Origin of the sequence: Deinococcus piscis, assembly GCF_014653275.1 — a bacterium.
GTDB classification, from domain to species: Bacteria; Deinococcota; Deinococci; order Deinococcales; family Deinococcaceae; genus Deinococcus; species Deinococcus piscis.
In genome coordinates this window covers 72,768-97,335 of the sequence record NZ_BNAL01000005.1, presented here as the reverse complement: position 1 = coordinate 97,335, position 24,568 = coordinate 72,768, and the positions used below count along the sequence as shown (strand labels likewise).

The following is a 24,568-nucleotide window of genomic DNA, read 5'->3' as shown; positions in this document are numbered from 1 at the left end:
TCACCGCCCGCGCCGCTCAAGAACTGCTCTAAGCTACGCGGCGTGACCGACCCCACTTCTCCGGCGACTTCCTTGCCCACATCCGACCCGCTGACCTTTCGCTGGAGCGCCCTGGCGCGGCTGGGCAGCCTGCCGACTGAAGCAGGCACCGGAGGGGAGCTGCGCCGCGAGCTGGCCGACTTCCAGGTCGAGGAGTTGCCGCTGTATCTGCCCGCCGGTGAGGGCGACCACCTGATGATTCACCTGCGCAAGGAAGGTCACACCACAGGCCACCTGCTGCGCGAACTGGCCCGTCAGCTGCGCGTGAAGGACCGCGACATCGGCAGCGCAGGCCAAAAGGACCGCCACGCCGTGACCACGCAGTGGGTCTCGGTGCCTGCCGCCGCCGAAAAAAGGCTGGCGCACTTTGCACTGGACGGCGTGGAGATTCTGGACACCGGCCGCCATCCCAACAAGCTGGGGCTGGGGCACCTGCGTGGCAACCGCTTCCGGGTGGAAGTGCGCGGCGCACCCGGCACGGTGGAGCAGGCAGCGGCACGGCTGAGTGAGCTTCAGGCGCAGGGCATTCCCAACTACTTCGGGCCGCAGCGCTTCGGGCTGGGCGGCATCAACGCCGCCGAGGGCGTGCGGGTGCTGCGCGGCGAGTCGGCGCTGAGCGACACCCGCCTGCGGCGCTTTCTGGTGTCGGCGCTGCAAAGCGCGGTCTTCAATGCTTACCTCAGCCTGCGGCTGGAGCGCGGCCTGTTCGCGGGCCTCCTGCCCGGTGACCGCGCCAAAAAGCATGACAGCGGTGGTGAATTCTGGGTGGACAGCTCTGCCGAAAGTGAGCGGGCCGCGCGGGGCGAGGTGAGTGCTCTGGGCAACCTGTTCGGCAAGAAAAGTCAGCCGCTGCGGGCGGAGGGCAGCCTGCTGGAACGTGAAGCGCTGGATGAGCTGGGATTGGACTCGGCGGACTTTGCGGCCCCCCTCGCTGGACTACGGGGCGACACCCGGCTCACCCGCATCTTTTTTCTGGAAGCGCCGCAGCTGACCCCCACCCCGGACGGTTACGCGGTGCAGTTCGCCCTGCCGCGTGGCAGCTTTGCCACCGCCGTGCTGCGCGAGCTGATGGGCGGCGAAGTGGATACCCTGCCCCTGCCGCAGGAGGGACACCATCTTCCGGCCCGACCCTGAACTGCGCCGAGCTTTCCTGAGCAGCAGCTATGGCACCACCGCCGAGCGGGCCTGGTTGAGTGAGCATCCCGGTCCCGGCCCCGCTCCCAGCTGGGCAGTGGGCCGCTGGGGCGTCGTGACTGCCTGGAATCCAGCTGGGCAGCCGTCGGGCCAGGCGGGACAACGAGCAGCGTCAGCGGGCGCTGGAAGCAGAACTGAGGCGGCTGGGGCAGCACTTCCGTGCGGGCCACAACGGCGAGGGCGAGTGGCAGGAGCCGACCTTCATTCTTCAGGACATCGGCCCCGGCGAGCTGGCGAGGCTGGGCCGCGACTTCGGGCAAGCCGCCGTGCTGTGCGGCAGCGGCACGCGGGCAGCGCTGCTGTGGCTGGACGGTGGGCGCGCGGTCCAGGCCGAGCGACGCTGGCTGGTCTGCCTCCCACCAGAACCCAGAGCATTCAAGTAGAAAGGAGCGCCGCCCACAGGGGAAGCGCTCCTTTGCCGGGAGACGATAAGCTGGGTTCTGTCCTGCCCTGAGGCAGGGACGACCATCTCTCTGGGATGCCTGTTGCCAGACACCTCTAGCGACCATCCTGGCGCTGCAAACGGGCGGGCCGCCCTCACGCTCTGTCGGGTCTTGCACCGGATGGGGTTTACCAGCGCTCCCAGTCTCCTGGGAACCTGGTGCGCTCTTACCGCACCGTTTCACCTTGACCTGCGGCCTGCCACGCCTGGCATACCTGGCCGCGGGCCGTCTTGTTTCTGTGGCACTGTCCTTCGGCTTCGCCGCTTTCCCCTCCGCAGGCGTGCGGCAGGGGCGCTGGACTCGCCGACCAGCCGTTAGCTGGCATCCTTGCCCTATGGTGCCCAGACTTTCCTCACTGCCCTGCGCCCGGGTGGGCGTGGCAGCGCGGCCGTCTGTCTCCCGGCGGGACAGTTTAGCAGACTGCGGGGGTCAGAGCCATAAGCGGCGGGTCAGCGCTTCTTGCTGTTGCTGCTCCGGCGACTGCTGGGCCGCGCCGGGCTGCAGCAGCCAGCCCAGCTGTTGCTCACTGAGCTGGGCGAACTCGCCGGGAGCCAGGTCGCCCAGCCACAGGCCGCCCACGCGGTAGCGCAGCAGCCGGTCTACCGGGCAGCCCACTTCTGCAAACATGCGGCGCACCTGCCGCTTGCGCCCCTCGCGCAGCAGGGCCAGAGCGCCGCCGAGAGCGGGCTCCACCTCGGCGCGGGCAAAGCCTTCTTCCAGCTCTATGCCGCGCCGCAGCGCCGCCAGTTCGCGTTCGCCGGGCTCCGGATAACACCACACCCGGTACACTTTCTCGTGCTCGAAGCGGGGATGGGTCAGCCGCATGGTGAGGTCGCCGTCGGTGGTCAGGATCAGCAGCCCTTCGGAGTCCTTGTCGAGCCGGCCAACCGGATGCAGGCCCGGAACCGCTGGCATGGCGTCCAGCACAGTCATGCGGCCCAACTCATCCTGCGCACTGGTCACGAATCCTGCTGGCTTGTGCAGCATATAGGTCACGTGCTGCGCCGGGGCCGTGATGGCTTCACCGTCCACCGTCACCCGGTCACCGGGCTGCACGCGCACACCCAGACTGGCCTGCATGCCATTGACCTCTACGCGGCCTGCCTCAATCAGCTCCTCGGCAGCGCGGCGCGAGGCCACCCCAGCGCGGGCCAGCACCTTCTGCAAGCGTTCGCCCGAATCAGTCATGAGGCACCGCTTCGTCGCGGACAGCCGCGTCCCGAACAGACGCAGGCTGGGCAGCTACTGCCGGGGGGCGCGCCAGCAGACCTACCAATCCAAAAGCCAGCAGCAGCGCACTCAGGGCCAACACGGTGATTTCGCTGGGCAGATCCAGCCGCAGCGCAGCGGCCCCCAGCGTGGCCGCCAGCAGCAGATTGCCAGACACCAGATTGACCCGGCCTGTGGGATCGGTGCGGTAGCCCGCGTACAGCAGGCCCAGACTCCAGGCGGTCAGCAGCGCGCCCGCGCCGCGCACCAGCCACAGCGGCGAAGCACCCAGCAAGTCGGCTGTCTCCTGGGGCAGCCAGTACAGGCCCAGCCCCAGCGGGAGCAGCAGCAGCGCGGTCAGCCAAAATGCGAGACGTAACACAGCGCCCAGTGTAGCGGCCAGCGAGCGCCGCACACCGTAGCGACGGGCCGGGTCAGGGATTCAGTTCGCGCAGCAACAAGAAGCCCGAGAATTCCCCGCCGGAGCGTGCGCCCAGATTCAGCACCAGCTCACGCGGTCCCTGGCCCTCACGGGCGGGCAGGGTCCACAGTGAAGTGGCGGACCGCTCCTGCACCAGCTCCCCGGCCCGGGTCCAGCCCTGCTGCTTCAGCTGCGCGGCGTAGTGCTCGTGCAGCGCAGGCAGTTTGATCTCTCCGCGCAGGCTGCTGGACTGACTCCAGTCCTGGTCACTGCTGCCGCTGCCACCGCCGCCCACCGTCACGCCTGCTGGTGCCCGCAGGGTGGGAAGGTTGGGCAGGCCAAATCTCGTTCCCGACTGCCGGGGAGAACTGACCTGCCGCACGGCGTCAGCCCCTTTTCTGAACCACACGACCAGCGGGCGGCGTCCCTGCGCGTCCGCCGGTCCGCTGAAATTCAGATGAATCACAGTGGCCGGCGCACTGCGGTAAAAGATCAGAGGCTGTCCTGCGGCATCCAGCCCCTCCGCCGCCACGAAGCCACCTACTTCCTCGCCCCAGCCGGGCTGTCCCTGCTTCCAGCCACTTTGAGCCAGGTAAAACTCTCTCAGTGCGGCGGCGTTGAGGACAGTGTCCAAATAGACCACGGCATCGCTGCCCTGGGGACTGAACTGGCTGCCGATGACTTCGGTGCGTGCAGGCAGCGGCAACTCCACTCCGGGAGGCAACTTGCCCAGCACATAGTTGCCATCAGACATGCGGTCAAGCAGACGCTCCAGGGCGGCTGGGTCAGCCGGGGCCGCCTGTACAGTGGCCCCCGCAGCTATCGCCGCAGCCTGCGCTTCTGCACTGCCTGCAGCCGCTGGTGCCGCCCCCAGAATTCCGCTTAGCACCAGGGCCACGCCCCAGCTCCCCCAACCTTTTTGTCTCATGCCTCCAACGTAACGCTGGGCACACTGGGGCAGATGTTGCCCTGATGATGCCCAGCTGACGGCAGCTTAATCGCCGGTGCTCAGCGCTCCAGCACGCTGACGACTTCCACGTGGCTGGTCTGCGGATAGAAATCGTGCGGCACCACGCGGCCCAGTTTCCAGCCCCGGCCCACCAAGTCGCCCACATCACGCGCCCAGGTGGCTGGGTCGCACGATACGTACACCAGCCGGTCAGCGGTAGAAGCCTGAATATGTGCCCGCACGGCTGGGTCCAGGCCAGCACGGGGCGGGTCCACCACAATGACTTCGGCGCTGAGCTCCTCCAGTTCTTCGGCAGCTCCCTGCTGGAAAGTAATGTTGCGGATTTCGGCCTCGCCCGCAGCTTGACGGCCCCGGCTCAGGGCCTCAGCTGAGCTGTCCAACACGGTGACCTGCTCAAAGTTGCGGGTCAGGTGACGGGCAATGGCTCCAGCCCCGCCATACAGGTCAGCCGCGTGGGTGCCCTGCCCGGCCAGTTCGGCCACCTGAAGATAAGCCAGGCCAGCCGCCGCTGGGTTCACCTGCGAAAAGCCCACAGCGCTCACCGGCAGAATCACATCTCCAAAGCGCTCGGCCACGGTGCTTTCGCCGGCAATCAGGCGCACGCCCGCGCTGAAACGCTTGCCGGCAGGCGCAGCCAGACTGACCCCGACGGCCCCGGCGTCCATCAGGTGGTCGGCGGCCCGCAGGTAGGCGCGTGGTTCGCCGGGACCGATCAGGGCCGCCACCACTTCGCCAGTCAAGAAGGAGCCGCGCACGGCGATTTCACCCGCTGGAGCCAGCAGCTGCGGGTCCAGCCGGTTCAGCAAGTCGGCCACGAACGGGGCTATCAAAGGGTCGTGTTCCACCAGCCGGGGGCGGTGCTCACGGCGCTCACGGTACGCCAGCCCCTGGGGCGTGATCAGATACTGCGCCCCGCTGCGGTAGCCGGTCTGCGCCGGGCTGGGCACCGTCTCCTCCACCCGGTGACCACTCAGCTTGCCGATACGGGTCAGCGCCTCAACCACAAAGTCGCGCTTGTAGCGCAGCTGCGCCTCATAGCGGGCGTGGGCCAGGTCAGTCGTGGGCAGATTGGAGCCGCTCACCCGGTCAGGGCTGGCCTCCAGCACCTCGGTCACGCGGCCCTGGCGTACGCCCTTCCCGCTGCGGATTTCGGCGCGGACCCGCTCGCCAGGAAGTGCGCCGCGAATAAGCACCACGCCGGATTCATCGCGGGCCAGCCCCAGGCCGCCCGACACCACCTTCTCAATCAAATAGGTGCCGGGTTCGGGGGTATGGGAGAGAGAAGACTGCATAACTGGCAGCTTAGCGTGTCTGCGCAGGCGGCCACAGTGATGGAGCCAGGCCCCGTGATGGCGTCAGAAGCAGTGCTAAGGGGCAATGCCCTGCTGTCTGGCGCTAATCATCCCGCTTGCCCCGGCGCGAGCTTGCTGGCGTTCTAATCGGGAGCGGCAGCCGGCAGATACCCAGCCGGCTGAAAGGCGGTGCTGACCACCCGGCCATCAGCGCCGTACTCCACCACCAGCCAGTCCTCGGTCTGGCAACCGTGCGCTGTGAAGCCACACCCCACCCGGTAAGCCTCCGCCGAAGCCGCTGGAAAAGCGTCAGCAGGTCCCAGCAGGCTGTACACCTCAGAGCGGTCCGGGTGCTTGGCTTCCAGCCAGTCCTGAGCGGCATAGGCCATATCGCGGCGGGGATGGGTCAGCGGCGCGGAGACGGGGCTGACCAACCGCCAGGCCACGAAGTCCAGCGGCTTGTAGTTTGGGCCTGTGCCGTCCAGTCGCCAGAGGGTGAGGCCTGCTGTCAGCAGCCCCAGCACGAGCAGCAGGGCCACAAAAGCACCGGCCACCTGAGGCCATCCTCTAGGGGGAGAAACCCGGGGCACCGAGAGAGCCACGCGCATAGTAAATATCAGTATGGCAGCCAAGCTGACGCCAAACTGACATTTCTGCGAATGTGAGAAAACGCTCAAAGGGGTCCGTAGCTCAGCACCATGACAAGAGGGAGTCAGCACCAGTGGCCTACTCCCTCTTGTCATGCCCTCAAAGCGCCGCTGGTCAGCGTTGGCGTCGGGCCAACATGTCCATCATCTCGTCCAGAGCGCTGCCGTCTCCATCGCGGTCCAGAGCACGGTTCAGGGTTCCCAGCAGACCGCCGAGGTTGCCCGCAGCGGCTCCGCCAGGCAGGGTCTGGGCCGGGACCGTCTGACCGGGCAGGGGCTGACCCGGCAAAGAAGACTGTTGGCCCAGGCCGCCCGCCATCCCGCCGCCCAGCAAACCACCCAGCACGCTGGTCAGCACCGAGGTAATATCGCCGCCCACCGGCGCAGCCGCGCCCGTTTGTCCGCCCAGACCGCCTGGCAGACCTCCAGGAAAGCCACCGGGCAGGCCAGCAGTCTGCTCAGCTCCGCCCTGCTGACGCTGGCGGTTCAGGTAGCTGAGCACCAGCGGCGCAGCAATGCTGAGAATCTGTAGGGCCAGCTGGGGATCGATGCCCGAGCGGCGACCTACCGCATTGGCGGCGGCCTGCTGCTGCCCACCGAAGATGTGCTGCAGCGCCGCTTGACCGTCCTGCATGTCTGGCAACTGACCTGCGCGGGCAAAACCTTCAAGCTCCTGCTCGCCGTGCTGGGCCACCGCCTGCTCGATGGCGGCGGCCTGGCCCTGCTGGGCATTGCGGGTGAGCGCACCCAGCAGCAGAGGTACAGCGGCCTGGAGGGCGTCCTGAGTTTGTTCGGGGCTGGCACCCACGCGCTGGCTGACCTGCTGGGCCTGCATCTGACCCGCCAAAAGTTGCAAAATTTCCATGAGCCCGAGTATAGGGCGGTCTCGCCCCGGCCACACCTAGGCTCTGCTCAGGGTAAACCAAAGCTCAATCAAAGCGGAAGTCAGTCAGCTTGATGGTCAGCTCCGAAGTTTCCTTGCCGCGCTGGACCGTCAGCTGGACGGAGTCGCCCACCTGCTTGCCAATCATGGCGGTGCGGATATCTTCCGCGCTTTCGACCTGCCGTCCATCCACAGCGGTAATCACGTCGGCGTCGCTATTGGGAATCACGCTGCCGTCATCACGCCGCACGGCTTCGGCGGCTTTGAGGCCAGCTGCCGCCGCAGGACTGCTGGGAAACACCCGCGTCACCAGCACACCAGTTTCGGGCAGGCCCGCCTCTTTGCGCATCTCAGGGTTGGCACTGCTCAGGTCAAGCATAGAAATCCCCATGACCGGCGTCCTGATTTCCTCGCCGCTTTGCAGCTGGGGCAGCAATTGCTTGACCGTGCTGACCGGAATGGCAAAGCCCACACCCGCGCTCTGGCCAATGCCGCCGGTCAGAATTTGGGTATTCACGCCCACCACCTGCCCCGCCGAGTTGAGCAGCGGGCCGCCGGAGTTGCCGGGGTTGATGGCAGCGTCAGTCTGGATCACGGGCTGCAAGACATCGCCCACGCCCACCGGCGCTTCGCGTTCCAAGCTGGAGATGATGCCTTCCGACACGCTGAAATCCAGTCCAAACGGCGCACCGAGCGCAATCGCCTTGAGGCCCACTTCCAGCGTTTTGTCATCACCCAGCGGCAGGGCGCGGATTTCGTCTTTGGGCAGCTCCTTGGCGCGAATCAGGGCCAGGTCATAGTCAGGGGCCGTGCCCACCACTTCCGCCGGATAAGAGCGTGCGTCGTTGTGCAGGCGCACAGTGATCTGGTCGGCGTCCTGCACCACGTGGTAGTTGGTGAGAATATCGCCGCTTTCGGTCACAAAAAAGCCGCTGCCCAGGCCCTGGGCTTGCTGCGGGGCCAGCTGACCCTGACCCTGCCCGCCAAACAGCTGCTCCAGCATCTGCTGCTGCAAGTTGGGCTGCACCGTGCTGGTGGTTTCGATAAAGACCAAGCCGTCGGAGCTGGATTTGACCACGCTGGCGGTGTTCTGCTCGGATTCGGTGCGGGCGCTGGTTTCGGCAGCCAGGACGGGCGCATTCTGTGCAGTTCCCGTGGAGGCGGTCTGGGCCGTAGTGGCGGTGGTCACACCCGAAGCGGCGTCGGCGGCAGGGTCAAGCTGCACCACGTGGGCTGGCTCGCCACGCAGTTCGGAAAACTGATAGCCCCCGTAAGCACCAGCAGCCAGCAGCGCCGTGATTCCCAGGGCAGGAAGGACTCTATTCATGGGGCCATGCTGCGCTTAGGGAGTTACAACTCGGTTAAAGGCAGCTCCCAGACGCTACTCCTACACGTAATAAGCGCCCGAAAGGCAGGCCGGACACAGTACCCGCTCGCCCCGGCGAACCCAGCGCTCATTGATGATTTCCTCGCCACAGCTGCTGCACACCGCACGCTGTCCGTGACGGCTCAGCAAGCCGTCCAGGTCAAATTGAAGCGTCACTTCCCGCGCCGTGAGCAGCTCGGCGTCAGGCCAGACCCGGTAAGCGTCCAGATACGCCTGATAACGCTTTTGGTCCTCTGGCTTGCCCGCGCGCACCCGCTCACGCAGGTCGGTCTGCGGCCAGACGCGCACGGCCCGCCCGCTGCGGGTATCCACAAACGTGGCCGCCACCCGGCCATAGTCCATCAGCCGCAGGGTACGCCGGCCCAGCCAGCAGCCACTGGCCGCCGAAAGGCCATCGGCGTAACAGCCGTCGGTTTCGGCCAGCACCAGCAGCCGCTTGTCGGTGCGCGGCAGGTCCAGGTCCAGCAGCGCCCCCGCCAGCAACGCCGAGCGCGCGCCCAGAATCTGCCGGGGACACAGGTGTCCATGCAGCGCACTACTGCCTGCGAGGGCCGTGTCCAGCGCTGCCGGGTCGGGCGGGTCAGTCGGCAGCGCCAGCTGGCCTGGTAAGGCAGGACTGGAAAGAACAGGAGCGGAGGAGGCAGGGCCGGAAACAGCCATAAGCTTCAGCCTAGAGCATTGGCTGGGTGGCAAATGGGCCGCGCTCCCCGCTCAGAAGGCCGGAGAGGGCGGCTCAGCGCTACTTGAGTGTGAGGAATCCGCCTCAGTCCTGCTGGAACACCCACTCGGTATCGCCGTGACGCAGGGTCAGGCGGTCGCCCGTCAGCGTGATATCAGGCGAGTCGGCCAGGGCGGCGCTCAGGCTGGGCATGGTGTCCAGGCTGGGGCAGAACATCAACGTGCCCAGGGGAGGCTCCGGCAGGCGCAGCCCACCACCAGCCACCCACTCGTAGCTGCCACCAAAAGTGTTGCAGCCGTCCGAGCCGCCCAGCGTGTGCTGTCCCTGGGCATCTTGCGCAAAGTTGAGGATCACGGGACGGTCAAAAGCGGACAGGTCCAGCGTCTGTCCATCCCGGCGCAGTTCGGTCAGGGTGTACTGACCTGCTGGCTGCACAGCAGGCGCGGGCTGAGTGGCTTCAGAAGCCGGAGCCAACTGCAACTCGCCGCGTTCCGAGCGCAGGGCCAGGGTATTTCCTTCACGGAACAGCTTGAAGGATTCGCCCAGCAGCGCACCCACGCTGCTTTCGGCGCTCATATCGGGGCAGGCCATCAAGGTGGCTCCTAGCCCATCGAAAGCCCAGCCGCCTTCCCAAGGTTGACCGCTGGCAAACAGCCGGTTGCACCCGGCGTCACCGCTCAGTTGCAGAGTGCCGTCCGCCTGAGGCTCGAAGCTGAAGGTCACGGGCAGAGTCAAGGACACATCCTGCCCATCCAGTCGCAGCTGCGTTGCTTGGTAGCTGGAAGCCCACTCGGCCGCAGCCTGCGGCACCGCACGTTCCAACACCAATTCGCCACCCGCTGAGCGCAGGGTGAGTGTGTCACCGGACAGGTCCAGGCGCAGCGCCCCCAGCAGAAACTCGGTCAGTTGGGTTTCAGCGGCCATCAGTTCGGGCTCGCAGGCCATGCGGGTCGTACCTACCCCTATAAAGCGCCACTCGGGCGAGTCACTGCCCGGTGTCTGCGGCTGCATCTGTCCAGTGGACCGCAGCCGGTTGCAGCCCAATGTGCCTGACAGTTCCAGCTTTTCGCCGGTCAGCTTCAGGTCTACGGCTGCCTCAGGACGGACCGGCACCGACTGCCCACCCACGGTCAGCGAACGTACCTGCCAAGCGCCCGTAACAGCACTGAGAGCAGCGGGAGTTGCAGGATCGGAAGAAGGCGGCAAGGTCATGGAAGGCTCCTGTGGGGCGGGAGTTAGGGACGTCCCCAGATTCAAAGCCGGGCCAGAGCGGCGCAGCAACAAGTCACCCTGGCTGCCTTTCAGGGTGAGCAGCTCGCCGTCCAGAGAAAAGCGGTTCACGCGGTTCAAGCGGTCCAAAACGGCACTTTCCAGCTGCATGGCCTGAGGGTCACAGGCCATCCGGGTCACGGCCAGCCCCGAAGTAAGAAAGACACTGCCGCGTGCAGCGTAGCGCCCGCTGAGCCGATTGCAGCCCGCAAAGCCGCTCAGGTCGGAGCGACCATCCAGCGTCAAGGACGGGGCAGCATTTCCTTTGCCCAGAAGACTGTCCGGGCCTACCACGGTCCATTCACCGGCCAGGGAAGCGGGGGCCGTCTGGGCAGCAGCCGTTCCCAGACCCAGCAGGGCCACGCTCAGCAGCCCGCAGCGTAGCCCGCCCAGGTTGAATCGGACATGGTTCAGTTTCTTTTGCTTGTCCATAGTCTGCGTTCTATCACCCGCCGCTGACTGTAAGGTGACTGCCGGGTGACGGAACTGGCCCATAGCCCTATAACACGGCGTGGGGCAGAGCTGTCAGGGTATGCCCTATCAGGAGATGCCCTATCCGGGGGTGGCATATTGACAGCGTGAGCATCTCCTCTGCGCCTGTCTCCGCCCCCCCTAACTTTGCCCGCCTGGCCGCGCAGCTGTGGCCGCTGTATCTGTCACAGGCGCTGGCGACTGGGGCCACCACGGTCAGCACCATTCTGGCCTCGCTGGTGATGTCGAACCTGGGCAGTGAGCACCTCAGTGGCCTGCCCGCCACCCTGATCAGCGTGTCGGCGGCGCTGTCAGCGGCCTTCTTCGGCGCGCTGATGCTGCGCCGGGGCCGGCGGCTGGGGCTGGCGAGCGCGTTTGTCCTGGGCACAGTGGGCGGGGTACTGGGCTTTCTGGGTGCCCGCCAGGGCCTGACACCCCTATTTCTGGTGGGTGCAGCCACGCTAGGGGCAGCGCAGGGCGGCTTTCAGCAGGCCCGCTACGCCGCCGCCGAAAGCGTGCCTAGGGCAGTGCGCGGCCTGGCGCTGGGCATCCTGATGCTGATGAGCGTGCTGGGCTCATGGGTCATGACCGGCTTTGGGTCGCAGATCACCGCCCTGGGCCAGCGGCTGGGCACCGGCGAGGAAATCACCGGCTGGCTGGTGGGGGCAGGCTTGCTGGGCCTGGCCGCTGGCCTGATTGCCATGTGGCAGCCGGTGCGACAGCTGTCCCCGGCTGCCGCACCGGCCAGTGAGACTGCCCCCGCCAGCCCCTCACTGGCCGCCGCCCTGGCCGTGCCCGGCGTCAAGAGTACCGCCGCTGCCTTTGCTGCCGCGCAGGCCATCATGGTCACGCTCATGAGCCTGACTCCACTGCGGGCCCACCACATGGGGCTAGACCACGGCTCTATCGCGGAGCTGATTTCGGGCCATATCGCGGGCATGTTCGCCTTCGGTCTGCTGACTGGCCCCTTGATTGACCGCCTGGGCCTGCGCTTCGGCTTTGTGACGGGTGGGGCGCTGCTCGTGCTGGCTGCGGCCACTTCGGTGTCGGGCAGTCACGCCGGGCTGCTGCTCAGCATGTTCGTGCTGGGCCTGGGCTGGAACCTGATTTCGCTCACCTCATCCAAGGTGCTGGCCCGCTTTCCAGCGGCGCAGGGCCCCAGCGACTCGCTGGCTTTTGCCGCCTCGGCGCTGGGCACCCTGCTGGGCGGCCTGCTGATGGCGCGGGCCGGATTCCCCGCATTGGCCGCTGCCGCTGGCGTGCTGGCGCTGCTGCCGCTGTGGAGCGCGTGGCGCGTGCAGGCGGTCCACGGTCCGCAGGACTCTCCCAAATAGAGGCCAGGGCCATAGTCCTCCAGGTAATATGACTTCCGCAGCACCTCTGAGCACACCTCCGCTGTGCAGGGCATGTTGTCGCCGCGCCATTCAGGGGGAAGTGTTGGACCCCCTTTTTTCAGCGCCTTATCTTCAGTGCCTTCTTTGCGGCGTTTTCTTTCCATGCTCTCAGACGCAGCAGAAAACCGCCCCTCTCAGGGCGGCCACGGCTTTCTGTCTGGCTTTTGGCGGAACGGGAGGGATTCGAACCCTCGATAGAGTTGCCCCTATACACGCTTTCCAGGCGTGCTCCTTCAACCACTCGGACACCGATCCAGCGGCAAGCAGCTTAGCTCAAAGCTGCCCCGGATTGCAAATAGTCCTGCACCGCGCACAAAGGACCGTAATTTCCAGCCTTCAGTGCTCCTGTCACCCGGTCCGCCTGACGGCCAATGGCCGCCGACTGCGCCCCTGTCAGTTCACCCCGCGCCACCGCGCCTGCCAGCTCGTCTTCATCCAGCAGCAGCAAATGCCGGGGTTGCCAGCCAGGGCCGAACAGCCCCGCGACATCCAAATACAGGTCATCTATCCAGGGCAGGCCAGCGGCCTCATCCCAGCCGCCGCTCTGGTGAATGTCCACGTACAGCTCCAGCGGTTGCCCCGCCGCGTCCAAGAGCACCGTCAGGGCATCGCCGACCACTCCCGGCGGAGCCTCTAACGGATGCGCCCAAATCCAGCGCCAGCCGTGGTCAAAGAGCCGCAGCGCTTCGCCGCCGAAATCCACGGTGAGCGGCTGCCGGACGCGGTGAGCGGTGAAATCCACCATCAGGAAGGGGCCAAATGGACGAGGTGCTGCGTATAGGTCAGCGCTCCCGTCCACTCGCGAAGGTCATGGAGCTTATGGCGCAGATAGAAACTCCCGCAGCGCCCGCACATAAAGCGGCCCTTCGGTGGCCTGCACGCGGGCACGCAGCCCCTCAACCGAATCGGTGAGCAGCACCGGCACCCGGCTCTGTGCCAGTACAGGGCCTTCGTCCACTCCAGCCGTAACGAGGTGAACCGTGGCCCCTGATTCGCGCTCGCCCGCCGCGATGACAGCGGCGTGAACCCGGTCCCCATACATACCAGGCCCACCGTGAAGAGGGAGCAAACTGGGGTGAATGTTCAGGACGCGGCCCTCGTAAGCCGCCAGCACCTGCGGTCCCAGCACCTTCATATAGCCGCTCAGCACCAGCACATCCACCCGCTGCTCCTGCAAAAAGGCCAGGACAGCCCGGTCCAGTGCCGCCGGGTCCGGGAAGCGGGCGCTGCTGAGGTGCGCGGCGGCCAGCCCCTCAGCCCGCGCCCAGGCCAGGGCCGATGACGCGCTATTGTTGCTGGCCAGCGCCACCGGCAGCGCAGACAGCTCACCCGCCGCACACGCCTGAGCGATGGCCCGCGCCCCGCTGCCGCCATGCGAGGCCAAGAAGCCCAGGCGCGGCAGCCCGCCCCGCTCCTGCTCGCTCACTCGCTTTTGCCCGCTGCGGCGATTTCCTGCATCAGATAGGCACTGGTCAGGATGCCGTTAAAGTAGTCTTCTTGCGAGAAGCTCTCGTTGGGACTGTGCAGGCCGTCCTCGTTCACGCCCAGGTCCACCAGCAGCACCGGCGCCCCCAGAATGCGGGCAAAGTCGGCCACGATGGGAATGCTGCCCCCGGTACGGCCAAAGGCGGCGGGGCGGCCATAGACGCGCTCTAGGGCGCGGTCAGCGGCTTTGATAAAGGGGCTGCCCAGGTCAAACTTGACCGGCTGCCCGCCGTGCGAGGCCCGCACTTCTACCTGGACGCCTGCGGGGGCCAGCGTGGGGATGTACTCCTGCATGCGGCGCAGGATGTCGTCCGGGTCCTGACCAGGCACCAGGCGGCACGACACTTTGGCTCCGGCCTTGGCGGCGATCACGGTCTTGCTGCCCTCGCCCTGAAACCCGCCCCAGATGCCGTTCACGTCCAGCGTGGGCCGACCCCAGATGCGCTCAAGCGTGCTGTAGCCCTCTTCACCGGGCAGCGCCGACGCACCGATGCTGCCAGCAAATTCCTCGTCCGAGTGTGGCAGCTCGGCCCACATCTGACGTTCCTCTTCGGTCAGGGGCTCTACCGAGTCGTAGAAGCCGGGAATGGTGATGCGGCCCTGTTCGTCCTTGAGCTGGGCGATGATTTCACACAGCGCATTGATGGGGTTGGGCGCCGCGCCGCCGTACGACCCGGAGTGCAGGTCGCGGGCCGCACCCTGGACCAACACGTCCACATAGGCAATCCCGCGCAGGCCGTAGGTCACAGTGGGCACGTCCTTCGCAAAGCGGCTGCCGTCAGAGATCACGATCACATCGCACCCCAACTCGTCCCGGTGGGCTTCCAGGTAGGGCTCCAGGTTGGGGCTGCCGATTTCTTCCTCGCCTTCCAGCAGGAACTTAAGGTTGACCGGCAAGTCGCCCTGCGCGAGCAGCAGTTCTGCGCCGCGCACGTGGGCGTAGGCCTGGCCCTTGTCATCGGTGGCCCCGCGTGCGTAGATGCGGCCTTCACGCACCTCTGGCTCAAAGGGCGGGCTGACCCACTCCTCCACCGGGTCTTCGGGCTGCACGTCGTAGTGGCCGTACACCAGCACCGTGGGCTTGCCAGGGGCGTCCAGGCGCTCGGCGTACACCACGGGGTGCCCTGGCGTCTCGTCCACGCGGGCGCTAAAGCCCAGGGCCGCCAGCTTGGCCCGCAGGTACTCGGCGGTGCGGCCCATCGCCTCTTTGCGGCCAGAGTCGGAGCTGACCGAAGGAATTCGCAGCAGGTCGAACAGTTCAGCCTGGGCCGAGTCACGGTCCAGCAGGGCGGCAAGGTCGGCGGAGCTTGGTTGTGTCATGAGGGCCATCATAACGGCCTCATCCGGCTCAGCGCACCGCCGCTGTGTCCAGCTCTCGTTCTAGCCGCGCCACCGCCGCCCGCAGCCAGTCGCGGTCTGCGCGGGACAGCCACAGGATGCGCTCCAGTGCCAGCCCAACGCTGGACGTACAGGGCGAACGTTCCGACGCCGCCTGCGCCGCTGCCAGCTGCTCTTCTGCCCCCGCCAGCCGCTCACGCAGCGCCGCCAGCACCACTGCCGGGGGCAGATGCTCAGAGAACATTACCGGCACGTTGCCTTCGGGGATCAGCGCTTCGGTGCGGGGGAGGTGCCCCAACAGCAGGTGCTGGAAGTGTGCCCGGCCCGCTTCGGTCAGCCGGAAGACCCGCCGCGTGGGGCGCTGGCCCTGAGCCTCAGCGCGGCTCTCAATCAGGCCATGCTCCTCCAGCCGGGCCAGCAACTGATAGGCCGTGGCCTTTTTGAGCCGAATCACCGCTTCCAGATTGCGCTCAATAAAGTCATTAATCTCGTAGCCGTGCCGGTCCTGTTCGGTCAGCAGCCCCAGCAGCAGCAGGGTCCGCTCGTCATCCGGCAGCCGGTCTGAAGAAAGCTTGGTCACCCACTCATTCTAGAATAGTCAGAACTGACTAATATGGTTTTGACTACAGGAGGTCTGTAATGAACCGTAGAGAAAAGAAAGCCAATGAAAAGCTGCTGAATATTGTTCCCGCCGTGCTGGCCCTGGCGCTGCTCGGCAGTGCTGCCGCCCAGTCGGTGCAGGTGACCCGTGCGCCCACAGCCAGCCAGGCTCAGACTGCCCAAGCCCAAGCACTGCAGGCCGCTGCCAGCCTACGCCCCGCTGTAGGCGGTGAACTGCGCTCGCTGGAGCTGCCTGGCTTCGGCACGGTGCGCTATTACGCCAGCGACAGCGGCGAGGGCCGCCCACTGGTACTTACGCACTCGGTCAACGCCGCTGCCAGCTCCTACGAGATGAAGCCGCTGTGGGACGCCTACGCTGGCAAGCGCCCGGTGTACTCGCTGGAATGGCCCGGCTTCGGCCAGAGTGACCGCCCCGACACCCGCTACAGCGCCGAGCTGATGACCCAGGCGCTGCTGGCCCTGGTGGACCAACTTGACAGCGACGTGGACGTGGTGGCCTTGTCGCTGGGCAGCGAGTTCGCCGCCCGCGCCGCGCTGGAAGAACCGCGCATCCGCAGCCTGGCCCTGCTCAGCCCCAGCGGCCTGGGCAAGTCACGCGGCGGCAGCCAGGAATCACGCGAAGACGGGCGCTCCGAACAGACCTACGAGCGTCTCAGCCGCTTTGAAGGCCCACTTTATGGCCTGATTCGCAGCCGTCCCAGCATTCAGTATTTCCTGGGCAAGAGCTTCCGTGGCCCCGTGCCCGAAGAAGTGGTGCAGTACGCCTGGGAAACCAGCCGTCAGCCCGGCGCGGTACATGCTCCGCTGTACTTCGTGAGTGGCACCCTCTTCACCCCGGACGCCTATGACTCGATCTACAGCCGCCTGACCGTACCGACCGCTGTGCTGTACGACCAAGATGCCTTTGTCTCCTTTGACCGTCTGCCGGAGTTCGCCGCCAAGCGCAACGTGGCCGCCGTGCGGATTGCGGGCACCGATGGCCTGCCGCAGTGGGAGCAGACCGCCGCTGTCCAGCAGGTGCTCGGGGACCTGTGGCGTCAGGCCCGCTAAGGCCGGAGCAGCCCACAGGAGCAGCACGCCAACTGCTATGAAGACATCCCCGCCCACTCCGGCGAGGAGTGTCTTCCTTTGCATGTTTTCCGCTTCTGCTCTGCGCCCACAGCGGCAGATGCGCTAGGCTGAGCGCTGAGCTGGCCCCATTTTTTCATTTTTAGGCCGGTCACCCCACAACAGGAGAACCGACAATGCAGTTCATTACCCCAAAGCCCCGCGTGGGCATTTTTATTGACACCCAGAACCTCTATCACTCGGCCCGCGACCTGCTGGAGCGCACCGTGAATTTTGAGACACTGCTGCATGCTGGCGCAGATGGCCGCGAGCTGGTTCACGCCATCGCCTACACGGTGGAGCGCGAGAACGAAAGCACCGCCCGGCCTTTTATCTACAAGCTGTCCACGCTGGGCTACAAAGTGCGGCGCATGAACCTGACCCTGCACTTTACGAACGACTCCGGGCGGCCCATCTATGAAGGCAACTGGGACATGGGCATGGTGGCCGACATGGTGCGGCTGATGGATCACCTGGACATCGTGGTGCTGGGCAGCGGCGACGGCGACTTTACCGACATCGTGGAGGTGCTTCAGGAGCGCGGCAAGCGGGTCGAGGTGCTGGCCTTCCGCGAACACACCGCCCAGAAGCTGATTGACGCCGCCGACAAATTCACCCACCTGCCCGACCTGAGCGGCGCACTGATGCCCGCTCGCCGCAAGGCCGAAACGCCCGACGCAGGTGCCGAGGAAGAATGAGCCAGCACGCCAGCAGCGGGAGCCCCAGCAGCCAGAACCCTGACGACGCGCTGGCCGCCCTGCACTTCGAGCTGCCGCCAGACCGTATCGCCCAGACCGGGGCCGAGCCGCGTGACGCTGCGCGGCTGATGGGAGTGCCGCCTGCCGGAGCCGTGCAGCACCACATTTTCCGCGACTTGCCGGGGCTGCTGCGGGCAGGAGACGTGCTGGTCTTTAATCAGAGCCGGGTGATTCCCGCCCGCGTGCTGGCCTACAAGCCAGTGGTGAATGGCCTGGGCGGCGGGCAGATAGAAGTGCTGCTGCTGCGCGAAGAAGAAAATAACGTGTGGAGCGCCTACCTGAAGCCCGCCCGCCGCGCCGGGAACGAGCTGTGGCTGGGGGCACCCGGCGGCGTGCAGCACCGCGCCGAAGTGGTGGGCGTGCAGGAGGATGGGGCGCGGCTGCTGCGCTTTGACCACGACATCAAACCCTATCTGGACGATATCGGGCGGCTGCCGCTGCCGCCTTATATCCAGGCAGGCGAAGACGATACGGTCTGGCGTGAGCGCTACCAGACGGTGTACGCCCGCGAGAACGGCTCGGTGGCGGCCCCCACCGCCGGGCTGCACTTCACGCCAGAGCTGCTGGCCACTTTGCAGCAGATGGGTGTAGAGCAACATGCCATCACGCTGCACGTCGGGGCCGGCACCTTCAAGCCGATTCAGGGCGCGGTGTCCGAACACGTCATGCACGCCGAGAGGTATCACATCTCCCCCGAGACGGCAGCGGCGATCAATGCGGCCCGGAATGAAGGGCGGCGGGTCGTGGCGGTGGGCACGACCACCGTGCGGGCACTGGAAAGCAGCGTGGATGAGCGCGGCGAGGTACAGAGCGGCGAAGGCGACACCCGGATTTTCATCACGCCGGGCCAGCAGGTGCAGGTGCCGGACCTGCTGATCACCAACCTGCACCTGCCGGGGTCCACCCTGATGCTGCTCGTGGCGGCGTTCGCAGGGATAGAGCGCATCCAGGCGGCCTACGCGGCGGCGCTGGATGAGGGCTACCGCTTCTATTCGCTGGGTGACGCCATGCTGCTGCAAAACGCCAGCCGCCCGCAGGACTAAGCGGTGAGCGATGGCCCCAGCTTCCTGCTGGCGCTGCTGCCCCCGCCGGACGTGACCGAGCGGGTGCAAGTGTGGCGAGAGCAGCACGGCGTACGGGACGCTGCCGCCACACCACATATCACCGTCAAGGCCCGCAGCGGACTGGGACTAGAGCGGAGCTGGATACCAGCAGCTCAGGCGGTGGCGGCCCAGAGTGCGCCGGTCATGCTTACTTTCGGCGGTCCGGAGCTTTTTCCACGCGGGCAGGCCCTCTACCTCCCGGTGAGGAGTCCCGGTGCTGTAGCGCTGCATCTGGCCCTGTTGGACGCGGTCCGGCCCAGTGGGCGCTTCGGATATGAGGGGGCCGCCATGCAGCCGCACCTCTCGCTGGCGTTGGGGCGGCGAGGCGTGGACCTGCCCCGACTACGCGCCGCCGCTGAGGCCGAACTGGCGGACTTGCCCGGCCTCAGCTGGACTGCCGACCACCTTGCGCTGCTGCGCAAACCAGGGCCGGGCGGGGCTTATGCCGTGCAGGAGTGCTGGCCGCTGGCGGGGGCTGCCCCGGACCACTCTCTTGCCACAGCCCCAGACACAGCTACTTCAGGCCCTGACGCTCCTTGACTGTGCTCAGGCCAGCTTCGCGCGCCTCCATCGCACCGCCCGCGCCCCAGTACATCTTGAGCAGGCGCGCCCAGTCGCCCGGCTGGCCGCCCCGCGCCGCGATGGGATTCATCTGCTCAATGTTGCGGCGCAGTTCGGCCTCGTCCGGCTGGCGGTAGCGGTCCTGGTGCACCACCGTGTCTCGCTCCAAGCGGGGGCGGTAGGGAGTGTCTTCGGCACTCAGACCCACCGTGAGCGCCGAGAACGGCAGCACGCCAGCAGGCAGGTCCAGCAGCTCCACGATTTCGCTCAAGTGGTTCAGCACGCCGCCAATCCAGCAGCCCTGGTAGCCCAGCATTTCGGCAGCGGTCAGCAGGTTCTGGCCGGCCATCACGGCGTCACCCACCGCGAAATGATTGGCCACGTCGGGCCAGGCTCCGGGCTCTACCCCGTCCAGCCGCAGAATCTGTGCGGTGCGGTGGATGTCGGCGCACAGCACGAAGGCCGCGCCCGCCGCAGCGATGTGCGCGTTGCCGGTCAGCTCCGCCATGCGGGCACGCACGCCAGGGTCTACAAGCTGCACGATGGAGTACAGCTGCGAAGTGGAGTGGGTGGGGGCACGCTGCGCCGCGTACAGCACGGCGTCCAAGTGCTCCTGGGGCAGAGGAATGGGCTGGCCCGCCTCGGTGCGGTACTGGCGCACGGTGCGGTGCCCGGCGAAGAACTCACGCACCTGCTCGGCGCTTTGCTGGCGGCCAGCGGCGGCCTGGGGGTCTGACACGGAAAGCTCTGACATAGGGCGACAGCATAAGCCACAAGGCATTCCTAAAATGCTCAGTTTTGTCACGCTTGCCCCCCACCCTAGACTGAACGCCATGACGATTCCCACCCATCCCCAGCACCGCTCCGAAGACCCGGTGGTGACGCCTACGCTGCTCCAGAGCGCCCGCATGAAAAGCCTGGACCTGGCCAACCGCATTGCTGTCTCGCCCATGTGCATGTACCAGGCCCAAAATGGACTGGCAAACGACTTTCACCTTGTTCACTACGGCTCGTTCGCGCTGGGTGGCGCAGGCCTGATTCTGCTGGAGGCCACCGCCGTCAGCCCAGAAGGCCGCATCAGCGCCTACGACCTGGGTCTGTGGTCCGACGACCAGACCTTGCCGCTGGGCCACATCACCGATTTCGCGCACCGCCACGGAGCCAAAATCGGTGTGCAGTTGGCCCATGCCGGGCGCAAGGCGTCCACCCACCGCCCCGGCGACGGGCAGGGGGCCGTGTCGGAGGAGCGGGGAGGCTGGCAGGTGATTGCGCCCAGCGCCGCTGCCTACAGCGAGCACTACCCGCAGCCCCGCGAGATGACCCCTGAAGAAATTGCCGCTACGCCCGCCGCCTTCGCGGCTGCGGCCCGCCGCGCCGAGGTGGCCGGATTTGACGCGGTGGAAATCCATGCGGCGCACGGCTACCTGCTCCACCAGTTCCTGTCGCCGCTCAGCAACGCCCGCACCGACGAGTACGGCGGCAGCTTCGAGAACCGCACCCGCTTGCTGCTGAACGTGGTCCGGGCGGTGCGTGAAGTGTGGCCAGAGCACCTGCCACTGCTGGTCCGGATCAGCGCCACCGACTGGGTGGAAGGCGGCTGGGACCTCGCACAGTCTACCGAGCTGGCCAAAATCCTGCGCTTTGAGGGCGTAGACGTGCTGGACGTGAGCAGCGGCGGCCTGGACCCCCGGCAGAGCATTGCCGTAGAGCCGCTGTATCAGGTGCCGTTTGCGCAGGCCATCAAGCAGGCCGCGCCCGAGCTGGAGGTGATGACCGTGGGCCTGATTGAGACGCCGATGCAGGCCGAGCAGGTGCTGCAAGAAGGCATGGCCGACTGGGTGGCGCTGGGCCGCGCCCTGCTGCGCGACCCCCACTGGCCGCAGCGGGCAGCCCGCGAGTTCGGCATGGTCCCGGCATTGCCGCAGCCTTATGCACGGGCGGGGTGGTAGGGCGTCTTTTGGCCCTACCTGCCCATTGGCCCTACCTGCCCAGATACCAGCCACCTTCACGGTGCATCAGCGCAGCCCCCAAAGCACAGGCGCGTAGAGTCTGGACCTTCGAGCTAAAGGAAAGAGGCGACCCTGAACTACTTCACGGGCCAGCGGTTGACCCATAATCCCCTGAGTCCTACGCGCCCGTAAAGGTCGGGGGCCACGCCGCTCAAGCCCGCGCTGAGGCTCACTTCCTTGACCCGGTGATGCGTCAGATTCACCCAACCCGAAACTTGTAGGGCCCGCTCTGCCGCCGCAATCAGGGCGGGTTCGTCCGCTTCCGGTTGACCCACCCCCCCAAGGATGTGCTCCACTTCACGCAGGAGCCCAGGGGGCAGCAAACGGCGAAAGAGTAACTTGGGCGAGTGCAGCGCCGTCCAGAATGACAGCCCGGTATCTGCCCCGCCAACCTCTCCCATCAGGACGAGGTCCGCCTGACTTTCCAGCTCGCAGTCATCTTCCAGCCGCAAGCGCCTGACCTGAATCTCCAGCCCCAGCGACTGCGCCCGTGCCACCAGCCACTGCGCCTCGGCCCAGGCGTCCGGGAATGGGAGGGCATAGAGCGTCAGTGGAGGAAGCGGGCGCGGCACCCTTTCCAGCCAGGCCCGCGCCCGCTGTAAGGAGCGCACAGGTGCAGGCCGCTGGGCGGAAAACTCTGGATAAAAGCTACTCGCCAGGGGCTGAGCAGGCCAGCCCATCTCCGACCAGAAGGCGCGGATGTCATGCAATTCGGCGACGGCTTGCCGCAGGGCCAGCTCATGTGCAGCGGGCCTGCGACTGTTCCAAATCAGAAACTGTACGCCCTTCTCTACCGCCAGATGCGGCTGCGCGGCAGCGGGGTCGGCCCCCCGCAGTTCCATGCGGCCACCCCGCGCTGACGGCGGCGCAAAGTAGAACTCCGCCTCATCCAGCAGGGGGCGGCCTGCCCAGTGGTCGTCAAACGCCTGCAACCGGAGGCCACCTGTAAAGGCCTGACAGCGGAAAGCTCCGGTGCCGCTCAGCTCTGGCAGTCCGCCTGCTGGGGGCGCAGACACCGGCTCATGCGGCTGGATCAGCAGCGGCGTTTGGGCCATGCGGCGCGGCAGCAGCGGGTCAGGAGCAGCCAAGCGCAGCTGCACAGTGTAGTCATCCAGCGCCAGTGCCTCACGCAGACTGGGCAGGCTCCACGCCGCATGCGCCTGGACGCGTTCCAGCGTCCTGATCACATGCTCAGCCGTCAGGCGCTCGCCGTGATGAAACCGCACACCTTTCCGCAGATAAAAGTGCCAGGTCAGGCCCACCGCGTCTGCCGCCCAGTGGTGGGCCAGGGCCGGACGCGGTGGCCCTGATTCGGGAGACTGCGCCGTCAGCCCATCAAACACCTGATGCAGCAGCCAGGACTCCAGCGTGACCCAGCTGTTCAGCGGGTTCAGACTGGTCAGGGGGCGGGTGACCAGCAAGCGCAGACGGTCCTGACCCTCTTCACCGTGGTGCAGCCCGAACAGCCGCTGCACTTCCGGCGGACGGGTCCAGGGAGCGGGAAACCCCAGCGTATTGAGCCGGCTCCATTCATCCAGCCGCCCTGCGCCCGCCAGCGCTGCCGCCAGAGCACGCACCTGCGGTTCGGCCAACTCAGCAAAGGTGAGCCGCGACCACTGCCCGCGTCCCTGCCCAGCTTCGTACCGGCAGCGGCCCTGCGCCTGCCACCGCTGCAAGGTGCGGCGCGCTGTTTTGGGGCTGCATCCCCAAAGCGCAGCGACGTCGGCCATTCGCACGCGCAGCTGCAATTCATCGCTCTGCTCACGCACCAACGCCTCACGCAGAGAGAGCCACTGCCAATCAGGCGTAGGCCAAAGCCAGACAGGCAGAAAAGAGGACAAATGGGCCATCGCTTGGGACTTTTTACCACCTTTTGTCCCGGCGCATACTGCCGGGCATGTGGCAGACGCTCCACCCCAACATCAAAATCCGCATCATCACGTCTTTTTTGGCGCGGCTGGTGGGCGGGGCCATTTTCCCACTGCTGGCGGTCTATTTTGCCGAGCACCTGGGCGCTGGCGTCGCCGGACTCTTGCTGGCAGCGCTGGTGGCTGTGCAATTCGCAGCGGGGCTGTACGGCGGACACCTGGCCGACCTGTGGGGCCGCCGCCGCACGCTGCTGCTGGGCGAATCGCTCAAGGTGGTGTCATTTGGCGTGCTGCTGCTGGCGAACGTGGACCACATTTACCCGTACCTGACCTTCGCCGCCGTCTGTCTGAACAATATCGCTGGTGGGCTGGTTAACCCCGCTTCCGAGGCCATGCTGGTCGACGTCTCTACTGAAGAAAGCCGCGCTTTTATGTACGCCGTGAACTACTGGGCCATCAACGCTAGTTTGTTGGTGGGCACACTGCTGGGCGGCTGGCTGTACCGCGACCACTTCGCGCTGCTGCTTGCGCTGCTGCTGGGGATGTCCCTGGTGATTTTGTTCGTGTCGTGGCGGTTTCTGACCGAAACGCGGGCGGGCCAAAGTGGGCAGGCGGTCCGCTCGCAGCTTGGGCTAAGGCCGCTGCTGCGCTCGTATGCGGCAGTGGCGCGTGACCCGGCATTTCTGCTCTTTACGGCAGGTGGCATCGCCATTCTGAGCATCGAATTTTCGCGCAGCAACTGGGCCGCCGTGCACCTGGCGCAGTCGTTCGTGCCGCTCACCCTGCTGGGCCAACCAGTAGATGGAGTCCGCGCCCTCAGCCTGCTCACCGCGCTCAATACGGCGCTGGTGGTGCTGCTCACCGCACCTGTGACCGCCTGGGTCACGAAGCAACCCCAGCTCCGCACCATGTACCTGGGGTTCGTGCTGTTCGCAGCAGGCTTTGCAGTGCTGGCCTACTCGGTGTCGCTCAAGGCGCTGCTGGCCGCCACCGTAGTGCTGACCCTGGGCGAACTGATGTATGTCCCCACCCGCCAAAGCCAACTGGCCGACTTGATGCCCGCCGAGGGCCGCGGGGCTTATCTGGCGGTCAACGGTCAGCTGTTTACCCTCGCCAAGTGGGTGGCCGCACTGGGCCTCCCGCTGGGAGCTGCTTACGGGGGCGGTGTGATGGCTGCCGTCACGCTGGCCCTGGGTCTGCTGGGCGTGATGCTGACAGCGGCGGGATTGCGGCAGAGGCTGAGCAGAGTCAGACCTCTGACACAGGACCCAACGCGGTGAGTACCGGATGGGCCGTGAAAGGGCTGGAATGAAATACCACAGCTGCCTGTGTACGAAGTTGCCACCGAAGCTGCTGGCTTTGGGAGCCCGCTCAGAGGTCCTAAGGCGACGGCTTTGCACGCAAGAGCCACGCGACTCAG

The 24,568-nt window shown here is 66.4% G+C and carries 24 protein-coding genes, 1 tRNA gene and 1 other RNA gene; 9 read left to right on the top strand and 17 right to left on the bottom strand.

What is annotated here, in order from left to right:
• Positions 1-42: 42 nt before the first annotated feature.
• Together truD and IE158_RS13745 are read left to right on the top strand one after the other, a co-directional pair.
• Positions 43-1,173 (top strand): tRNA pseudouridine(13) synthase TruD, encoded by a 1,131-nt coding sequence (gene truD / locus IE158_RS03525; protein ID WP_229838873.1) that lies wholly within the window; start codon positions 43-45, stop codon positions 1,171-1,173.
• A gap of 119 nt (positions 1,174-1,292) precedes the next feature.
• On the top strand, positions 1,293-1,616 hold the full coding sequence (locus IE158_RS13745) for a DUF3293 domain-containing protein (RefSeq protein WP_189642301.1): 324 nt from the start codon (positions 1,293-1,295) through the stop codon (positions 1,614-1,616).
• A gap of 30 nt (positions 1,617-1,646) precedes the next feature.
• Here the strand turns inward: IE158_RS13745 and rnpB are convergent.
• From rnpB to IE158_RS03470, 10 genes are all read right to left on the bottom strand, one after another.
• An RNA gene (gene rnpB / locus IE158_RS03515) (RNase P RNA component class A) lies at positions 1,647-2,080 on the bottom strand.
• A gap of 25 nt (positions 2,081-2,105) precedes the next feature.
• Positions 2,106-2,864 (bottom strand): pseudouridine synthase, encoded by a 759-nt coding sequence (locus tag IE158_RS03510; protein ID WP_189642288.1) that lies wholly within the window; start codon positions 2,862-2,864, stop codon positions 2,106-2,108.
• Entirely contained in the window at positions 2,857-3,267 is a 411-nt protein-coding gene (locus IE158_RS03505) for a hypothetical protein (protein WP_189642287.1), read from the bottom strand. The genes IE158_RS03510 and IE158_RS03505 overlap by 8 nt, the downstream gene beginning before the upstream one ends.
• Positions 3,268-3,319: 52 nt before the next feature.
• Positions 3,320-4,234 carry a hypothetical protein gene (locus IE158_RS03500; RefSeq protein WP_189642286.1) on the bottom strand — a complete coding sequence of 305 codons (915 nt, stop codon included), beginning with the start codon at positions 4,232-4,234 and terminating at the stop codon, positions 3,320-3,322.
• 80 nt (positions 4,235-4,314) lie between these two features.
• On the bottom strand, positions 4,315-5,568 hold the full coding sequence (locus IE158_RS03495; protein WP_189642285.1) for a class I SAM-dependent RNA methyltransferase: 1,254 nt from the start codon (positions 5,566-5,568) through the stop codon (positions 4,315-4,317).
• A gap of 143 nt (positions 5,569-5,711) precedes the next feature.
• A complete protein-coding gene (locus tag IE158_RS03490) occupies positions 5,712-6,122 on the bottom strand; it encodes a hypothetical protein (RefSeq protein ID WP_229838872.1) in 411 nt (136 codons plus the stop codon).
• Between the two features lie 208 nt (positions 6,123-6,330).
• Positions 6,331-7,080: a DUF937 domain-containing protein gene (locus tag IE158_RS03485; RefSeq protein ID WP_189642283.1), complete on the bottom strand. Its 750-nt coding sequence runs from the start codon at positions 7,078-7,080 to the stop codon at positions 6,331-6,333.
• 64 nt (positions 7,081-7,144) lie between these two features.
• A complete protein-coding gene (locus IE158_RS03480) occupies positions 7,145-8,425 on the bottom strand; it encodes a S1C family serine protease (protein WP_189642282.1) in 1,281 nt (426 codons plus the stop codon).
• Between the two features lie 60 nt (positions 8,426-8,485).
• A complete protein-coding gene (locus IE158_RS03475; protein ID WP_189642281.1) occupies positions 8,486-9,145 on the bottom strand; it encodes an FmdE family protein in 660 nt (219 codons plus the stop codon).
• A gap of 103 nt (positions 9,146-9,248) precedes the next feature.
• The gene (locus IE158_RS03470; RefSeq protein ID WP_189642280.1) at positions 9,249-10,865 is read right to left on the bottom strand and encodes an META domain-containing protein; all 1,617 of its coding nucleotides are present in this window, start codon (positions 10,863-10,865) and stop codon (positions 9,249-9,251) included.
• 146 nt (positions 10,866-11,011) lie between these two features.
• Between IE158_RS03470 and IE158_RS03465 the strand changes: the two genes are divergently transcribed.
• The gene (locus IE158_RS03465; protein ID WP_373295819.1) at positions 11,012-12,238 is read left to right on the top strand and encodes an MFS transporter; all 1,227 of its coding nucleotides are present in this window, start codon (positions 11,012-11,014) and stop codon (positions 12,236-12,238) included.
• A gap of 225 nt (positions 12,239-12,463) precedes the next feature.
• Here the strand turns inward: IE158_RS03465 and IE158_RS03460 are convergent.
• The 5 genes from IE158_RS03460 to IE158_RS03440 form a co-directional block, all read right to left on the bottom strand.
• Positions 12,464-12,553 (bottom strand) — tRNA-Ser (locus tag IE158_RS03460).
• Positions 12,554-12,566: 13 nt separating this feature from the next.
• Positions 12,567-13,097, bottom strand: coding sequence for a DUF402 domain-containing protein (locus IE158_RS03455; RefSeq protein ID WP_189642279.1), 531 nt, complete (start codon positions 13,095-13,097; stop codon positions 12,567-12,569).
• 18 nt (positions 13,098-13,115) lie between these two features.
• The gene (gene purN, locus IE158_RS03450) at positions 13,116-13,724 is read right to left on the bottom strand and encodes a phosphoribosylglycinamide formyltransferase (RefSeq protein ID WP_189642278.1); all 609 of its coding nucleotides are present in this window, start codon (positions 13,722-13,724) and stop codon (positions 13,116-13,118) included.
• Positions 13,721-15,103 (bottom strand): dipeptidase, encoded by a 1,383-nt coding sequence (locus IE158_RS03445; protein WP_189642277.1) that lies wholly within the window; start codon positions 15,101-15,103, stop codon positions 13,721-13,723. The genes purN and IE158_RS03445 overlap by 4 nt, the downstream gene beginning before the upstream one ends.
• Before the next feature lie 28 nt (positions 15,104-15,131).
• Positions 15,132-15,701, bottom strand: coding sequence for a PadR family transcriptional regulator (locus tag IE158_RS03440; protein WP_189642276.1), 570 nt, complete (start codon positions 15,699-15,701; stop codon positions 15,132-15,134).
• Positions 15,702-15,760: 59 nt separating this feature from the next.
• On the opposite strand from IE158_RS03440, the gene IE158_RS03435 reads away from it, so the two are divergent.
• The 4 genes from IE158_RS03435 to IE158_RS03420 all read left to right on the top strand — a co-directional run bounded on the left by IE158_RS03435 (position 15,761) and on the right by IE158_RS03420 (position 19,250).
• Positions 15,761-16,792, top strand: coding sequence for an alpha/beta fold hydrolase (locus IE158_RS03435; RefSeq protein WP_189642275.1), 1,032 nt, complete (start codon positions 15,761-15,763; stop codon positions 16,790-16,792).
• A 194-nt stretch (positions 16,793-16,986) separates the two neighbouring features.
• Entirely contained in the window at positions 16,987-17,547 is a 561-nt protein-coding gene (locus IE158_RS03430; protein WP_189642274.1) for a LabA-like NYN domain-containing protein, read from the top strand.
• A complete protein-coding gene (queA, locus tag IE158_RS03425; protein ID WP_189642273.1) occupies positions 17,544-18,650 on the top strand; it encodes a tRNA preQ1(34) S-adenosylmethionine ribosyltransferase-isomerase QueA in 1,107 nt (368 codons plus the stop codon). Before IE158_RS03430 ends, queA begins: the two co-directional genes overlap by 4 nt.
• A gap of 3 nt (positions 18,651-18,653) precedes the next feature.
• Positions 18,654-19,250: a 2'-5' RNA ligase family protein gene (locus IE158_RS03420; protein WP_189642272.1), complete on the top strand. Its 597-nt coding sequence runs from the start codon at positions 18,654-18,656 to the stop codon at positions 19,248-19,250.
• Here the strand turns inward: IE158_RS03420 and IE158_RS03415 are convergent.
• Positions 19,225-20,025, bottom strand: a complete 801-nt coding sequence (locus IE158_RS03415; RefSeq protein ID WP_189642271.1) for a nitroreductase family protein — start codon at positions 20,023-20,025, stop codon at positions 19,225-19,227. The genes IE158_RS03420 and IE158_RS03415 overlap by 26 nt on opposite strands.
• 79 nt (positions 20,026-20,104) lie before the next feature.
• On the opposite strand from IE158_RS03415, the gene IE158_RS03410 reads away from it, so the two are divergent.
• Positions 20,105-21,220, top strand: coding sequence for an NADH:flavin oxidoreductase/NADH oxidase (locus IE158_RS03410; RefSeq protein WP_189642270.1), 1,116 nt, complete (start codon positions 20,105-20,107; stop codon positions 21,218-21,220).
• Positions 21,221-21,357: 137 nt separating this feature from the next.
• Here the strand turns inward: IE158_RS03410 and IE158_RS03405 are convergent, their stop codons facing one another.
• Positions 21,358-23,130: an ABC transporter substrate-binding protein gene (locus tag IE158_RS03405; RefSeq protein ID WP_189642269.1), complete on the bottom strand. Its 1,773-nt coding sequence runs from the start codon at positions 23,128-23,130 to the stop codon at positions 21,358-21,360.
• A gap of 47 nt (positions 23,131-23,177) precedes the next feature.
• On the opposite strand from IE158_RS03405, the gene IE158_RS03400 reads away from it, so the two are divergent.
• Positions 23,178-24,428, top strand: coding sequence for an MDR family MFS transporter (locus IE158_RS03400; protein WP_229838871.1), 1,251 nt, complete (start codon positions 23,178-23,180; stop codon positions 24,426-24,428).
• Positions 24,429-24,568 lie beyond the last annotated feature (140 nt).